13 protein-coding genes and 1 tRNA gene are annotated in these 14,620 nt (G+C 72.1%); 12 read left to right on the plus strand and 2 right to left on the minus strand.

Translation table 11 applies throughout. From position 1 onward, the window contains the following. Nucleotides 1-36: 36 nt before the first annotated feature. Together ACGFI1_RS07390 and ACGFI1_RS07395 are read right to left on the minus strand one after the other, a co-directional pair. Nucleotides 37-783: a TetR/AcrR family transcriptional regulator gene (locus ACGFI1_RS07390; RefSeq protein WP_171069536.1), complete on the minus strand. Its 747-nt coding sequence runs from the start codon at nucleotides 781-783 to the stop codon at nucleotides 37-39. Between the two features lie 53 nt (nucleotides 784-836). Then, complete coding sequence (locus ACGFI1_RS07395; protein WP_392783951.1) at nucleotides 837-1,790, minus strand: acyl-CoA desaturase; 954 nt, start codon at nucleotides 1,788-1,790, stop codon at nucleotides 837-839. 414 nt (nucleotides 1,791-2,204) lie between these two features. Between ACGFI1_RS07395 and ACGFI1_RS07400 the strand changes: the two genes are divergently transcribed. The 12 genes from ACGFI1_RS07400 to ACGFI1_RS07455 all read left to right on the plus strand — a co-directional run bounded on the left by ACGFI1_RS07400 (nucleotide 2,205) and on the right by ACGFI1_RS07455 (nucleotide 14,586). Beyond that, nucleotides 2,205-2,276 (plus strand) — tRNA-Gln (locus ACGFI1_RS07400). A gap of 166 nt (nucleotides 2,277-2,442) precedes the next feature. After that, nucleotides 2,443-3,888, plus strand: a complete 1,446-nt coding sequence (gene glmU, locus ACGFI1_RS07405) for a bifunctional UDP-N-acetylglucosamine diphosphorylase/glucosamine-1-phosphate N-acetyltransferase GlmU (RefSeq protein WP_386872783.1) — start codon at nucleotides 2,443-2,445, stop codon at nucleotides 3,886-3,888. A 171-nt stretch (nucleotides 3,889-4,059) separates the two neighbouring features. Beyond that, the gene (locus ACGFI1_RS07410; protein WP_364552426.1) at nucleotides 4,060-5,040 is read left to right on the plus strand and encodes a ribose-phosphate diphosphokinase; all 981 of its coding nucleotides are present in this window, start codon (nucleotides 4,060-4,062) and stop codon (nucleotides 5,038-5,040) included. Nucleotides 5,041-5,324: 284 nt separating this feature from the next. Continuing rightward, nucleotides 5,325-5,951 (plus strand): 50S ribosomal protein L25/general stress protein Ctc, encoded by a 627-nt coding sequence (locus ACGFI1_RS07415; protein ID WP_386872781.1) that lies wholly within the window; start codon nucleotides 5,325-5,327, stop codon nucleotides 5,949-5,951. Between the two features lie 91 nt (nucleotides 5,952-6,042). Beyond that, entirely contained in the window at nucleotides 6,043-6,618 is a 576-nt protein-coding gene (gene pth / locus ACGFI1_RS07420; protein WP_138634137.1) for an aminoacyl-tRNA hydrolase, read from the plus strand. Nucleotides 6,619-6,870: 252 nt separating this feature from the next. After that, nucleotides 6,871-8,349, plus strand: coding sequence for a sugar transferase (locus tag ACGFI1_RS07425; RefSeq protein WP_364552430.1), 1,479 nt, complete (start codon nucleotides 6,871-6,873; stop codon nucleotides 8,347-8,349). 114 nt (nucleotides 8,350-8,463) lie between these two features. Next, nucleotides 8,464-9,393, plus strand: coding sequence for an inositol monophosphatase family protein (locus ACGFI1_RS07430; protein WP_301177666.1), 930 nt, complete (start codon nucleotides 8,464-8,466; stop codon nucleotides 9,391-9,393). 129 nt (nucleotides 9,394-9,522) lie between these two features. Next, nucleotides 9,523-10,440: a sulfate adenylyltransferase subunit CysD gene (gene cysD / locus ACGFI1_RS07435; RefSeq protein WP_138634128.1), complete on the plus strand. Its 918-nt coding sequence runs from the start codon at nucleotides 9,523-9,525 to the stop codon at nucleotides 10,438-10,440. Nucleotides 10,441-10,472: 32 nt separating this feature from the next. After that, on the plus strand, nucleotides 10,473-11,735 hold the full coding sequence (locus tag ACGFI1_RS07440; protein ID WP_138634158.1) for a sulfate adenylyltransferase subunit 1: 1,263 nt from the start codon (nucleotides 10,473-10,475) through the stop codon (nucleotides 11,733-11,735). Nucleotides 11,736-11,852: 117 nt separating this feature from the next. Further along, nucleotides 11,853-12,842 (plus strand): sulfotransferase, encoded by a 990-nt coding sequence (locus ACGFI1_RS07445; RefSeq protein ID WP_386872778.1) that lies wholly within the window; start codon nucleotides 11,853-11,855, stop codon nucleotides 12,840-12,842. Next, entirely contained in the window at nucleotides 12,839-13,777 is a 939-nt protein-coding gene (locus tag ACGFI1_RS07450; protein WP_386872776.1) for a glycosyltransferase family 2 protein, read from the plus strand. The genes ACGFI1_RS07445 and ACGFI1_RS07450 overlap by 4 nt, the downstream gene beginning before the upstream one ends. Beyond that, on the plus strand, nucleotides 13,774-14,586 hold the full coding sequence (locus tag ACGFI1_RS07455; RefSeq protein WP_392783954.1) for a WecB/TagA/CpsF family glycosyltransferase: 813 nt from the start codon (nucleotides 13,774-13,776) through the stop codon (nucleotides 14,584-14,586). The genes ACGFI1_RS07450 and ACGFI1_RS07455 overlap by 4 nt, the downstream gene beginning before the upstream one ends. Nucleotides 14,587-14,620 lie beyond the last annotated feature (34 nt).

Raw genomic sequence — 14,620 nt, forward strand, 5'->3', positions numbered from 1 at the left:
GGCCGCCCGGACGAACTCCGGCGGCCACCGGCCGTCTCACGTCGAGGGGTCGGCGATGCCGTCCAGCTCCCGGCGCGCCCGGCGCCGCTCCTTCTCCGCCCTCGCCGCCGCCTTCTCCTCGGCCTTCTCGGCCTTCGCCGCGGCCTTCTCGGCGGCCCGCTCCCGGCGCTCCAGCTCCTTGCGCCGCCGGCGCGGGTCCAGCGACGGCTTCGGCTCCAGCGCCGCCAGGCCGTTCCAGGCGAGGTTCACCACGTGCGCGGCGACCTCCTCCCGGCGCGGCTTGCGGACGTCCAGCCACCACTGGCCCGTCATCGCGACCATGCCGACCAGCATCTGCGCGTACATGGGCGCGAACTTGTCGTCGTAGTCGTGCCGGTCGAACTCCTGCGCGAGGACGTACTCCACCTCGCCCGCTATCTCGCTCAGCAGGCTGGCGTAGCTGCCGGTGCCCGTGCCGCCGTGCGAGTCGCGGACGAGGATCCGGAACCCGTCCGGATGGCTCTCGATGTACTCCAGCAGCGCCAGCGCCGCCTTCTCCAGCTTCCCGCGGTAGTGGATGGCCGAGTTCAGCGCGTCCGTGACCAGCCGCAGGAGCCGCTCGAACTCGCGGTCGACGACGACCGCGTAGAGCCCCTCCTTGCCGCCGAAGTGCTCGTACACCACGGGCTTCGACACGCCGGCCGCGGAGGCGATCTCCTCCACCGAGGTGCCGTCCAGGCCGCGGTCGGCGAACAGCGACCGGCCGATGTCGAGCAGCTGCTCGCGGCGTTCCTTGCCCGTCATCCGCTTTCTGCGGGACCTGGGAGCGGGATCTGTCACGGGATCAATTGTGGCGGTCAAACCGCCTGCTTCGTGCGTTTCGCCGCCAGCCTGTCGCTGTTCGGCCACCGGACGTCGTGCGCCCAGCCCGCCTTCTCGAACGCCTGGATGATCCGCGCGCTGATGTCGACCTGCCCCTTCAGCACGCCGTGCCGCGCGCACGTCGGGTCCGAATGGTGCAGGTTGTGCCACGATTCGCCCAGCGACGGGATCGCCAGCCACCACACGTTGCGGGACTTGTCGCGGACCTCGAAGTCCTCGGTGCCGAACGTGTGGCAGATCGAGTTGATCGACCACGTCACATGGTGCACCAGCGTGATCCGGACCAGCCCGGCCCAGAACAGCGCGGTCAGGAAGCCCGTCCAGGACATCGTGATCAGCCCGCCGAGCACCGCCGGCAGCAGGAACGACACCGCGACCAGCCCCGGGAACGCGAGGTGGATGCGCCGCATGTCCCGGTCGTTCAGCAGGTCCTTCGCGAACCGCTTCTTGGACGTCCGGTTGGCGTCGAACAGCCAGCCGTAGTGCGCCCAGGCCAGGCCCTTCGCCAGCGCCTTCCAGTCGTCCCCGAACCGCCACGGCGAGTGCGGGTCGAACTCCTTGTCGGAGTGCTTGTGGTGCCGCCGGTGGTCGGCGACCCACGTGATGACCGGCCCCTCGACGGCCAGGCTCCCGGCCAGCGCCATGAAGATCTTCAGGCCGCGCTTGGCCTTGAACGACCCGTGCGTGAAGTACCGGTGGTACCCGACCGTGATGCCCCCCGCGGACAGGACGTAGAACACCGCGGTGAGCACGACGTCCGTCCAGCCGAGGAACCGGCCCCACGCCAGCGGGACCGCCGCGAACAGTGCCAGGAACGGCACGCCCGTGAACGCGGCGATGAGCACCCGTTCCGCGGTGCCGCGCGCCTCGGGCGCGAACTCTGGCCGCGGTTGCGGTCGAGGGGGGTCCATGGTCGGAGCCGTTGTCATGCGTCACCACTTCCTGCGACTAGGTGAGCCTTACTTACGCCAACGTAACCTACGCCAGCGTAGGTTGCCCAGAGTCGAACCGTAAATTCAGCAAGAAACTGCCCCTCAGGCCACAAACCCCTCACAGTCCCCGCCGCCCGCCCGCGCCGCGAGGCAACCCCGAGACGCCCCCGGTGGACGGGCCTTCGCGGAGGCGGGCATCCCCGCCGGCGCCGTGGCCCTGGTTGGGCAACTGGGGAGTGTCATGCTCCAAGACGGACGTTCTACACAGATCACGACGAATCGATCAGCATGGCCGCAGGTCCGCGGACGGCCCGGAAGCCGCCGCAGGGGAATGAGGTGGGTTTCGCTGGGCGGGTGTCGGTATCGTTGGGGCCGGTCGGTGCGAGACCTTGTCCGGGCCGTCCGCTTTATTCCGGCGTGGTGTAATTGGCAGCACAAGGGTTTTTGGTGCCCTTAGACAAGGTTCGAGTCCTTGCGCCGGAGCTGTCTGAGATGTCCCAGGTAGCCGCCCCGAGGCGGGCGGCGGGGTGACAGGTCGCGAGTGGGCGGTATCCTGCCCGTGTCGGGTGCGTTCCGGCCTGCCGTGTCGTGAACTCGCAGGTGGGCGCGTCCGAGACCGTTCCCGTCCGCGATGCCGAGGAGCCTCCTTGTGAGCGCTGCGAGCCGACCGGCCGCCGTCATCGTTCTCGCCGCGGGCGAGGGCACCCGCATGAAGTCCCGTCAGTCGAAGGTCCTGCACGAGCTGTGCGGGCGCAGCATGCTCGGGCACGTGCTCGCCGCCGCGCGGCAGCTGGAGCCCGAGCGGCTCGTCGTGGTCGTCGGGCACCGGCGCGAGCAGGTCGTCGAGCACCTCGCCGTCCACGCGCCGGACGCCGAGCCCGTCGTCCAGGACCACCAGGGCGGGACGGGCCACGCGGTGCGCATGGCGCTGGAGCAGACCGGCGCGCTGAACGGCACCGTCGTCGTCACGAACGGCGACCACCCGCTGCTGCGGGGCGAGACGCTGCAGGCGCTCGTCCGGACGCACCAGAGCGAGGGCAACGCCGCCACCGTCCTGACCACCGAGATGCCGGACGCCACCGGGTACGGGCGGATGGTCCGGGCCGCGGACGGCGGCGTCGAGGCGATCGTCGAGCACAAGGACGCCACCGAGGCGCAGCGGGCCATCAGCGAGATCAACGTCGGCATGTACGCCTTCGACGGGGCCCTGCTCGCGGACGCGCTGAAGCGGGTGACCACCGACAACGCGGGCGGCGAGGAGTACCTCACCGACGTCGTGGCGATCGTGCGCGCGGACGGCCACCGGGCCGGCGCGCACCTGGCCGCCGACTGGGTGGAGACCCAGGGCGTGAACGACCGGGTCCAGCTCGCGCAGGCGCGCCGGCAGCTGAACGACCGCGTCCTCGAGGCGCACATGCGGGCCGGGGTCACGATCATCGACCCGGCGTCCACCTGGATCGACGTGGGCGTGACCGCCGAGCCGGACGCAGAGATCCACCCGGGCACGCAGCTGCACGGCACGACGCACCTGGGCGAGGGCGCCCGGGTCGGGCCGGGCTGCACGCTGACCGACACGACGGTCGGCGAGGGCGCCACCGTCGTCAACGCCGTGTGCGTGGAGGCGGAGATCGGGCCGGAGGCGTCCGTCGGGCCCTACGCCTACCTGCGCCCGGGGACGCGGCTGGCCCGCAAGGCCAAGGTCGGCACGTACGTCGAGACCAAGAACGCCGATATCGGCGAGGGCACGAAGGTGCCGCACCTGACCTACGTGGGCGACGCCGAGATCGGCGAGGGCTCCAACATCGGCGCGAGCTCGGTGTTCGTGAACTACGACGGCGTCGAGAAGCATCGCAGCGTCATCGGTTCGCACGTGAAGATCGGCAGCGACAACATGATCGTCGCCCCGGTGGCGGTGGGCGACGGCGCCTACACCGCGGCCGGGTCCGTGATCGTCCAGGACGTCCCGCCCGGGGCGATGGCGGTCGCGCGGGCGCGCCAGCGCAACGTCGAGGGCTGGGTCGAGCGCCGCCGGCCGGGCACGCCGGCCGCGGACGCGGCCCGGCGGGCGAAGGGCGAGGACGAGGGCGCGCCGTAGCGCCGCGTCCCGCGCGCGAAGTACCTTCCCGCCGCCGGGCGGGGATGTGGAGGACACCGGTGTCCTCCGTGACAACAGAGCAACCCGTGAGCCGGAGTCTTGTGGTGCGCGGGGAGTGGGGACAACAACCCACATGTAAGGCACAGTTCCATTGAGGGGGAGTTGTCAGAGGTGAGTGGGATCAAAGCGAGCGGTCAGAAGAAGCTGATGCTCTTCACCGGCCGAGCCCACCCGGACCTGGCCAAGGAAGTCGCCGACAACCTCCACATCGAGCTCACACCGACGTCCGCGTATGACTTCGCCAACGGCGAGACGTTCGTGCGGTTCCTGGAGTCGGTCCGCGGGTCGGACGCCTTCGTGATCCAGAGCCACACGGCTCCCATCAATCAGTGGATCATGGAGCAGCTGATCATGGTGGACGCGCTGAAGCGCGCCTCCGCCAAGCGGATCACCGTCGTGGCGCCGTTCTTCGGGTACGCGCGGCAGGACAAGAAGCACCGCGGCCGGGAGCCGATCTCGGCGCGGCTGATGGCCGACCTGTTCAAGACGGCGGGCGCCGACCGGCTGATCACCGTGGACCTGCACACCGCGCAGATCCAGGGCTTCTTCGACGGCCCGGTCGACCACCTGTTCGCGCTGGACCTGCTGGCCCGCCACTTCGAGAGCCGGCTGGACACCTCGCAGGTGACGGTGGTGGCGCCGGACGCGGGCCGCGTCCGGGTGACCGAGCGCTGGTCGGACCGGCTCGGCGGCGTGCCGATGGCGATCATCCACAAGAAGCGCGACCCGGACGTGGCCAACGAGGTGAAGGTCTTCGACGTCGTCGGCGAGGTCAAGGACCGGGTCTGCGTCGTCGTCGACGACATGATCGACACCGGCGGGACGATCGTGAAGGCGGCGGACGCCCTGTTCGAGCAGGGCGCCGCGAAGGTCGTCGTCGCCGCCACGCACGGCGTCCTGTCCGGCCCGGCCGTGGACCGGTTGAAGAACTCGCGCATCTCCGAGGTCGTGCTGACGAACACGCTGCCGATCCCGGAGGAGAAGCAGTTCGACAAACTGACCATCCTGCCGATCGCCCCCCTGGTCGCCCGCGCCATCAACGAGGTCTTCAGCGACGGCTCGGTGACGAGCCTCTTCGGCGGGCACAGCTGATTCGCAGGGGCGCCCCCCTGGGACCCTGGTGGTCCAGGGGGGCGCCGTCCTGGGCCGGCACAGTCGTCCCCGTGGGCCAATAGTCCTTCTGCGATCGGCTAGACTCTTTGAATCGCGCATGTCTCGGGTCGTTCAGTGCGGTGCCGGTTCAGGGGCCGCACTCCCCGGGGAACGCAAAGAATCTTCGAGGCGCCTGACGCATCGAGCATCGCCTGATTCGCTCTGTCCGTAGCGGACGTCCAGTGCCGGACGGCCGTGGATCGCAACAACGAGGAGTTTTCGCCGTGTCCGAGGTACGCATTGCCGCCGAGCCGCGCACCGAGTTCGGTAAGGGTGCCGCGCGGCGCACCCGCCGGGCCGGCAAGGTGCCCGCCGTCCTCTATGGTCACGGCACCGACCCGCAGCACATCTCGCTGCCGGGTCACGCCCTGATGCTGGCGCTCAAGACCCCGAACGTGCTGCTGACCATCGAGGGGCTCGGCAACGGCTCGGAGCTGGCGCTGCCGAAGGACGTGCAGCGCGACCCGGTCAAGGGGTTCCTGGAGCACGTCGACCTGCTGCTGGTGAAGCGCGGCGAGAAGGTCGTCGTCGACCTGCCGGTGAACGTCATCGGTGACGTGGTCGCGGGCGGCCAGGTGGCGCAGACGGTCGTGGAGATCTCCGTGGAGACGGAGGCGACCCACATTCCGGAGTCGGTCGACCTGGACATCTCCGGCCTGGGCGTCGACTCGCAGGTGCTGGCGAAGGACCTGAAGCTGCCGTCGGGCACGACGCTGGCGGCGGACGAGGACACGCTGATCCTGCAGATCTCCGACGCGACGGCGGCGACGTCGCCGGAGCCGGCGGCGGGCGCCGAGGAGGCCGCTGCCGAGGGCGGCGCCGAGGGCGAGGGCGAGCCCGCCGGCGAGTAGCGCAGGCGCGGCCGTGCGGCCGCAGGGTTCTTTCGCGGCCCCCGCGGGTGTGTGCACCGGCGGGGGTCGCGCGCGTCGGTGAGGAGTTCGGGTGAGCACGGATCTCTGGCTGGTCGTGGGGCTGGGCAATCCGGGGCCGTCGTATGCGGGGAACCGGCACAACGCGGGGTTCATGGTGCTGGACGTGCTCGCGGCGCGGGCCGGGGGGCGGTTCAAGTCGCACCGGTCGCGGGCGGACGTGCTGGAGGGCCGGCTCGCGGGGAGCCGCGCGGTGCTGGCGAAGCCGCGGTCGTTCATGAACGAGTCGGGCGGGCCGGTGAAGGGGCTGCGGGACTTCTTCAAGGTGCCGGAGGAGCGGGTGGTCGTCGTCCATGACGAGCTGGACATCCCGTTCGGGGCGGTGCGGTTGAAGCGCGGCGGCGGTGACAATGGTCACAACGGGCTGCGGTCGGTGACGCGGTCGCTCGGGACGCGGGAGTACCTGCGGGTGCGGTTCGGGGTGGGCCGGCCGCCGGGGCGGATGGACGCGGCGGCGTTCGTGTTGAAGGACTTCTCCGCGGCCGAGCGCAAGAGCCTCGACCTGGAGGTGGACCGGGCGGCCGACGCGGTGGAGGCGCTGCTGTCGGACGGGCTGGAGGCGGCCCAGAACGTGTTCCACGCGGGTTGACCGGTTCCGGCCACGGGTGTGGCGGGACGGCGGCCGAACCTGCCGTCGTGATGGTCTTTTTGTCGGTGTTCGTTACGGTTCGGCGATCCCGCTGAGTCGATGGCGGCGTTCCCCCAGTGACCATGGCAAACCGCCGTAAGATGCTGCTCGCACGAGGTTCGCGTTGCATGTGAACCTGATGCGGTGTTCGGCCGTCTTCGAGGTGAACCGCGCTGATGGGGGCGCGCGTTACAGGAGATTGGTGAGTGGTTTATGGCCGTCGTTGACAAGGTCCAGGCCGAGTCATCGATCCGCCATGAGCAGAGATCTGCGCAGTCGCAGAACTGGAGCGGGTCGTACCGCCGGGTCGCCCGGTGCCTCGACTTCCTCAGCATGCTGATGGCCGGCGTCATCGCGTTCGTGCTGCGGTTCCCGGGAGCGCCGACGGAGCCGAACGCGCCGTACGTGGCGCTGACCGTCGTGCTTCCGCTGCTGTGGATCCCGATCCTGGTCCTGTGCCGGGCCTACCAGCCGCGGTACATCGGCGTCGGCTACGAGGAGTTCCACCGGGTCCTGCGGGCCGGGTTCGTCCTGACGGCGTCGGTGGCGATCGTCGCGTACGCGACGAAGACCGAGGTGGCGCGCGGCTACGTGGTGATGGCGCTGCCCCTCGGGACGTTCCTGGCGCTCGTGGCGCGCTACCGGCTGCGCAAGTGGCTGCACAAGAAGCGCTGGAACGGCGAGTGCATGCGGCGCGTGGTCGCGGTGGGGCACCGGACGTCGGTGTCCGACCTGATCCGGCTGCTGCGCACGAAGCGCTACCACGGCATGGACATCGTGGGCGTGTGCCTCCCGCCGGCGCTGGCGTCCGGTGACGACGCGGTCGCCGAGGTCGAGGACGTCCCGGTGCTGGGCGACTTCTCGCAGGCGGCGGCGGCCGCCGAGCGGATCGGCGCCGACTCGGTGGCGGTGCTGGCCTGCCCGGAGATGGACGGGGTGGCGCTGCGCCGGCTGGCGTGGCAGATCGAGCGCGACGACATCGAGCTGGTGGTGGCGCCGGCGCTGATGGACGTCACCGGCCCGCGGATCTCGATCCGCCCGGTGTCGGGGCTGCCGCTGCTGCACGTGGAGCACCCGGAGCTGGACGGCGGCCGCAAGCTCTTCAAGGGCCTGTTCGACCGGGTCGCGGCGCTCAGCGGGATCGTGGTGCTGAGCCCGCTGCTGGCGCTGGTCGCGCTGCTGATCAAGTTCGACGGGGACCGCGGCCCGGTGCTGTTCCGGCAGACGCGGGTCGGGCGCGGCGGCCGTGAGTTCACCGTGCTGAAGTTCCGCACGATGGTGCAGGACGCGGAGGCGCGGCGGGTGGAGCTGCTGCCCGCCAACGAGAACGACGGGGTCCTGTTCAAGATGCGGGAGGATCCGCGGATCACCCGGGTGGGGCGCTGGCTGCGCCGCTACTCGCTGGACGAGCTGCCGCAGCTGTTCAACGTGCTGCGCGGCGAGATGTCGCTGGTGGGGCCGCGTCCGCCACTGCCGGAGGAGGTCGCCCAGTACGGCGGCGACGTGTACCGGCGGCTGGTGGTGAAGCCGGGGCTGACGGGCCTGTGGCAGGTGAGCGGCCGCTCCGACCTGACGTGGGAGGAGTCGGTCCGGCTCGACCTGCGCTACGTCGACAACTGGTCGCTGGCGCTCGATCTGCAGATCATGTGGAAGACCTGGAACGCGGTGTTCCGGGGCTCCGGCGCCTACTGACCCGCTGACCGGAACCGGCTGACCCCGCTGACCGGGACCGGGCATCGAGGCGGGTCGGGTAGGCATGAGAAAGTAGACCGAACAGACCGTGCGAGTCGGGAATGTGATCAGCGGATGACGGATGTGGACGACCACGCGCTGGCCGCGGAGCTCGCCGGCGCGGCGGGGCGGCTGCTGCTCGGCGTGCGTGACGAGGTCGGTTTCGCGGACGCGCGGGTCCTGAAGGACACCGGCGACCTGCGGGCGCACGAGTACCTCATGGCGGCGCTGGCCGAGCGCTGTCCCGGCGACGCCGTCCTTTCCGAGGAGGGGCGGTCCTCCGTCGCGGGGAAGCGGTCGAAGGGCGATGACCGCGCCCCGACCCGCAACACCTCGGCCGACGAGCGGCGCACCGCCGCGCGGGTGTGGATCGTCGACCCGCTGGACGGCACCCGGGAGTTCTCCGAGGAGGGCCGCCGCGACTGGGCGGTCCACGTGGCGCTGTGGGAGCGGGACGCCGCGGGCCGCGGCCGGCTGGCCGCCGGCGCGGTGGCGCTGCCGGCGCAGGGCCTGACGCTGCGCACGGACGCGACGGGCGGTGCCGCGCTCGTCCGGACGGACGCGGGCGCCCCCGACCCGGTGACGGCCGGTCCGGTGCGGGCGCAGCCGCGCGAGGTGCCGCTGCACGTCCCGGCGCCGGACGCGGGCAAGCTCCGCATCGCGGTGAGCCGCACGCGCCCGCCGGAGTTCGTGCGGCAGCTGGCCGAGCGGATCGACGTGAACGTGGAGCTGGTGCCGATCGGTTCGGCGGGGGCGAAGATCTCCGCGGTGCTGCTCGGCGAGGTCGACGCGTACGTGCACGCGGGCGGCCAGTACGAGTGGGATTCGGCGGCGCCGGCGGCGGTGGCGCTCGGCGCGGGCGCGCACGCGTCCCGGGTCGACGGCTCGCCGCTGGAGTACAACCGGGAGGATCCCCGGCTGCCGGATATCCTGGTGTGCCACCCCGCGTCGGCGTCGATGCTGCTGAGCGGCATCGCGGCGGCCGCCGGTGCCGGGCCGGGCTGACGCCCGCCGAGCTCGTCCGGCCCGGCGGGACTGATCCGCCGCGGGCCGGCGTTCGACCCGGCGGGACGTCCCGTCCCGCCGCCGCGACCGGTTGCATCTGCCAGATCAGCGTGGAGAGAGCCCTAGACCATGCAGCGTTCCGATTACCTGCTGTCCCAGTTGGACGTCCTTGAAGCCGAGTCGATCCACATCTTCCGGGAGGTGGCGGCCGAGTTCGAGCGGCCCGTGCTGCTGTTCTCGGGCGGCAAGGACAGCCTGGTGATGCTGCGCCTGGCCGAGAAGGCGTTCTGGCCGGCGCCGATCCCGTTCCCGGTGATGCACGTCGACACCGGGCACAACTTCCCCGAGGTGATCGAGTTCCGCGACCGGCGGGTGGCCGAGCTCGGCGTGCGGCTGGTGGTGGCGTCGGTGCAGGACGCGATCGACAGCGGCCGGGTGGCCGAGCAGAAGGGGCGCCGGGCGTCCCGGAACCGGTTGCAGATCGTGCCGCTGCTGGACGCGATCGAGGAGCACCGGTTCGACGCGGCGTTCGGCGGGGCGCGGCGCGACGAGGAGAAGGCCCGCGCCAAGGAGCGGGTGGTGTCGTTCCGCGACGAGTTCGGCCAGTGGGACCCGAAGAACCAGCGCCCGGAGCTGTGGAACCTGTTCAACGCCAGGATCGAGCAGGGCGAGCACGTCCGGGTGTTCCCGCTGTCGAACTGGACGGAGCTCGACATCTGGGACTACGTCCGCCGGGAGGAGATCGCCCTCCCCTCGATCTACTTCGCGCACACCCGGCGCGTGTTCGAGCGCGACGGGCTGCTGCTGGACGCCGAGACGGGCTTCGCGAACCGCGGCGACGACGAGCCGGAGTTCGAGGCGACGGTCCGGTACCGGACGGTCGGCGACGCGTCCTGCACGGGCGCGGTGAAGTCGTCGGCGGCGACGCTGGACGAGGTGATCGAGGAGATCGCGGCGACCCGGATCACCGAGCGCGGCCAGACCCGCGCCGACGACCGGACCAGTGAGGCCGCGATGGAGGACCGCAAGAAGGAGGGCTACTTCTGATGGCCGGCAACGAGGAGCCCGCGGGCAAGCCGATGGACCTGCTGCGGTTCGCCACCGCCGGCAGCGTCGACGACGGCAAGTCGACGCTGATCGGGCGGCTGCTGTTCGACTCCAAGTCGATCTTCGAGGACCAGCTGGAGTCGGTGGAGCGCACGAGCACCGAGCGGGGCGAGGAGTACACCAACCTCGCGCTGCTGACCGACGGCCTGCGCGCCGAGCGGGAGCAGGGCATCACGATCGACGTGGCGTACCGCTACTTCGCGACGCCGCGCCGCAAGTTCATCATCGCGGACACGCCGGGGCACATCCAGTACACCCGGAACATGGTGACGGGCGCGTCGACCGCCGACCTCGCGATCATCCTGGTGGACGCCCGCAAGGGCATCCTGGAGCAGTCGCGCCGGCACGCGTTCCTGACGACGCTGCTGCAGGTTCCGCACCTGGTCGTGGCGGTCAACAAGATGGACCTCGTCGACTACGACCGCGGCGTGTACGAGCGCATCGTGGACGAGTTCACCGCGTTCGCGTCCAAGCTGGACGTGACCGACCTGACGTTCGTGCCGATCTCGGCGCTGCACGGCGACAACGTCGTCGAGCGCAGCGGCAACATGCCCTGGTACGAGGGGTCGTCGCTGCTGCACCACCTGGAGCACGTGCACATCGCCTCCGACCGCAACCTGATCGACGTGCGGTTCCCGGTGCAGTACGTGATCCGGCCGCACGCCTCCACGGACCCGGACCTGCACGACTACCGCGGCTACGCGGGCCAGGTCGCGGGCGGCGTGCTGAAGCCGGGCGACGAGGTCGTGCACCTGCCGTCCGGGCTGACCACGACGATCACCCGCATCGACGGGCCGCGCGGCCCGGTGGAGCAGGCGTTCGCGCCGATGTCGGTGACGCTGCGCCTCGCCGACGAGATCGACATCTCCCGCGGCGACATGATCGCGCGGCCGAACAACCGGCCGGAGGTCGCGCAGGACATCGACGCGATGGTCTGCTGGATGACCCCGGACCGCACCCTCACGCCGCGCTCCAAGCTGGTCATCAAGCACACGACCCGCACCGCGAAGACCATGGTGAAGGACCTGCACTACCGGCTGGACGTCAACACCCTGCACCGCGACGAGGAGGCGGCCGCGCTCGGCCTGAACGAGATCGGCCGGGTGTCGCTGCGCGTCACGCAGCCGCTGTTCGTGGACGACTACAGCCGCAACCGCCTCACCGGCGGCTTCATCCTGATCGACGAGGCCACCAACAACACGGTCGCGGCCGGCATGATCATCGGGGCGAAGTAGTTCGGACCCGCCCGCACCGCCCGCCGCGGTGCGGGACAATGGGCTCCCGAACACCCACCCCCCGAACGCCCGCGAGGTCGAACCGAATGACGCGTGTCCCCCCACCGGAGTGCGGACGTGTCCGCTGAGCCCGCCCCCGGGCCGGCCGCCGGGGCGGAGCGGCCCCGCGTCCTGTTCCTCGGGGGCCTCGGCCGCAGCGGCACCACGCTGGTCGAGCGCCTGCTCGGCGAGCTGCCCGGTGCGATGGCGCTCGGCGAGGTCGTCCACCTGTGGGAGCGCGGCGCCCACGCGGGGGAGCGCTGCGGCTGCGGCGTCCCGTTCGGCGAGTGCCCGTTCTGGCGGCGCGTCGGGGAGGCCGCGTTCGGCGGCTGGGACGCGGTCGACCTCGACCGGTTCGCCGAGCTGCGCGCCGAGGTGGACCGCACCCGCCACATCCCGATGCTCGCCCGCGACCGGCTCCCGGCCGACCGGTCGCCGCTCGTGGCCGAGTACGTCGACCACTACCTGCGGCTGTACCGCGCCGTGGCCGCCGAGTCCGGCGCGGCGGTGCTGATCGACTCCAGCAAGCAGGCGTCGCTGGCGTTCTGCCTGCGCTGGGCGGCCCGCGCCGGCCGCGTCGACCTGCGCGTGCTGCACGTCGTCCGGGACAGCCGCGGCGTGGCCTACTCGTGGACGCGCCAGGTGCGGCGCCCGGAGGCCGACGCCGGCGGCGACGAGTACATGACGCAGTGGTCGCCGCCCCGCACCGCCGTCCACTGGAACGCCGAGAACGGCGCCTTCCAGCTCCTCGCCCGGCGCGGCGTGCGGGTGCGGCGGATGCGCTACGAGGACTTCGTCGCCGAGCCGCGCGCGCGGCTGCGCGACATCGCCCGGTTCGCGGGGCTCCCCGCCGGCGCCGACGCCCTCGCCTTCGTCGGCGACGGGCGCGCGGAGCTGACCGCCAACCACACGGCGTCGGGCAACCCGATGCGCTTCCGCACCGGGCAGATCGAGATCCGGTCCGACGACCGGTGGCGGACCGCGCTGCCGGCCGCCGACCAGCGCAGGGTCACCGCGATGACCCTGCCGCTACTGCGCCACTACAGCTACCTCGGAGGCGACGCATGACGTCGGAGCGCGACGGGCATCCGTCCGTCGGCGTGGTGATCCCCACGCACAACCGTCCGGAGCTGCTGCGCGCGGCGCTGGACGCCGTCCTGGCCCAGGACTACCCGGGCGAGCTGCGGATCGCGGTCGTGTTCGACCGGGCCGAGCCCGACCCGTCGCTCGCGGACGTGCCCGGCGCGGACGGCCGCGTCACCGTCCTCGCCAACGACCGCACGCCGGGCCTGGCGGGGGCGCGCAACACCGGCATCCTCGCGCTCGACACCGAGCTGGTGGCGTTCTGCGACGACGACGACCAGTGGCTGCCGGAGAAGCTGACCGCGCAGACGGCCGCGCTCGCCGCCCGTCCGGACGCGGTGCTGGCGAGCTGCGGCATCCTCGTGGAGTTCCGCGGCGGCGGCAACGCGCGCCTCGCGGGCGCCGCGGAGGTGACGCACGCCGACCTCGTGCGGTCCCGGATGGTGATGGTCCACTCGTCCACGTACCTGGCGCGCCGCGCGGCGCTGACCGAGCCGGACGGGATCGGGCTGGTGGACGAGACCATCCCGGCCGGCCAGAACGAGGACTGGGACTTCGCGCTGCGCGCCGCCCGGCGGCACCCGATCGTGAACGTCGACCGCCCGCTGGTGAAGGTGCTGTGGGGGCGGACGTCGCTGTTCGCCGGCGAGTACGCCACCAAGATCGAGGGGCTGCGCTGGATGCTGCGGCACCATCCGGAACTGGCCGCGGACCCGGTCGGCTCCGCCCGCGTCTACGGCCAGATCGCGTTCTGGAACGCGGGGCTGGGCCGCCGGCGGGAGGCGCTGAGCTGGTCGCGGCGGGCGCTGCGCGCCAACTGGCGGGAGCGGCGCGTGCCGTTCGCGCTGGCGGTCGCCACCGGGCTCGTCTCCGACGAGCGGGTGCTGCGGACCCTGCACTCGCGCGGGCACGGCATATGACGGGCCACGCGGCGGCGGGTGGCGCGGCGGGTGGCGCGGCGGGCGGCGCGGCGCGCGTGGTGCTGCGCGGCGTCCCGTTCGACGCGCTCACCGAGGCGCAGGTGGTCGAGCGCGTCGCCGCCGACGTGGCGCGCGGCGCGGGCGGCCACCTGGTGACGCCGAACATCGACATCATGCGGCTGGCGCGGCGGGACGGGGAGGCGCGGTCGCTGGTCACCGGCGCCGACCTCGTCGTCGCCGACGGCACGCCGATCCTGTGGGGCGCGCGGCTCGCCCGCCGCCCGCTGCCCGCCCGCGTCACCGGGGCGTCCCTCATCTGGACGCTGAGCGAGGCGATGGCGCGCGACGGCCGGTCGGTCTACCTGCTCGGCGGGGGCGCGCCCGGCGTCCCCGAACGCGCCGGCGCCGTTCTCGCCGAGCGGTACCCGGGGCTGCGCGTCGCGGGGGCGTCCGCGCCGCCGATGGGCTTCGACCGGGACGAGCGCGAGGTCGACCGGATCGCCGCGGACCTCGCGGCGCTCAAGCCCGACCTGGTGTTCGTCGGCCTCGGGTTCCCCCGTCAGGACCGGCTCATCACCGCGCTGCGGCCCGCGCTGCCCGGCGCGTGGTTCGTCGGATGCGGCGCGGCGATCCCGTTCGCGGCCGGCGAGCTCGAACGGGCCCCGGGCTGGATGCAGCGCGCCGGTCTGGAGTGGCTGCACCGGCTGGCGGGCGAGCCCCGCCGCCTGTTCAGCCGGTACATCCTGCACGACCTGCCGTTCGCGGCGCGGTTCCTCACCGGCTGCGCGCTGGACCGGTACCGCCGCTGAACCGCGGCCGGGGGCGCGCCGAGCCGGCGCGCCC

Source organism: Actinomadura geliboluensis, assembly GCF_043197915.1.
Taxonomy (GTDB): Bacteria; Actinomycetota; Actinomycetes; order Streptosporangiales; family Streptosporangiaceae; genus Spirillospora; species Spirillospora geliboluensis.

Excerpts from the sequence above, each read along its gene's own strand:
- ACGFI1_RS07430 (WP_301177666.1), top strand. The coding sequence starts at position 8,464 with ATGACGGATGTGGACGACCACGCGCTGGCCGCGGAGCTCGCCGGCGCG.
- ACGFI1_RS07390 (WP_171069536.1), bottom strand. The coding sequence starts at position 783 with ATGACGGGCAAGGAACGCCGCGAGCAGCTGCTCGACATCGGCCGGTCG.
- ACGFI1_RS07395 (WP_392783951.1), bottom strand. The coding sequence starts at position 1,790 with ATGACAACGGCTCCGACCATGGACCCCCCTCGACCGCAACCGCGGCCA.
- ACGFI1_RS07450 (WP_386872776.1), top strand. The coding sequence starts at position 12,839 with ATGACGTCGGAGCGCGACGGGCATCCGTCCGTCGGCGTGGTGATCCCC.
- ACGFI1_RS07425 (WP_364552430.1), top strand. The coding sequence starts at position 6,871 with ATGGCCGTCGTTGACAAGGTCCAGGCCGAGTCATCGATCCGCCATGAG.
- cysD (WP_138634128.1), top strand. The coding sequence starts at position 9,523 with ATGCAGCGTTCCGATTACCTGCTGTCCCAGTTGGACGTCCTTGAAGCC.
- ACGFI1_RS07440 (WP_138634158.1), top strand. The coding sequence starts at position 10,473 with ATGGACCTGCTGCGGTTCGCCACCGCCGGCAGCGTCGACGACGGCAAG.
- ACGFI1_RS07455 (WP_392783954.1), top strand. The coding sequence starts at position 13,774 with ATGACGGGCCACGCGGCGGCGGGTGGCGCGGCGGGTGGCGCGGCGGGC.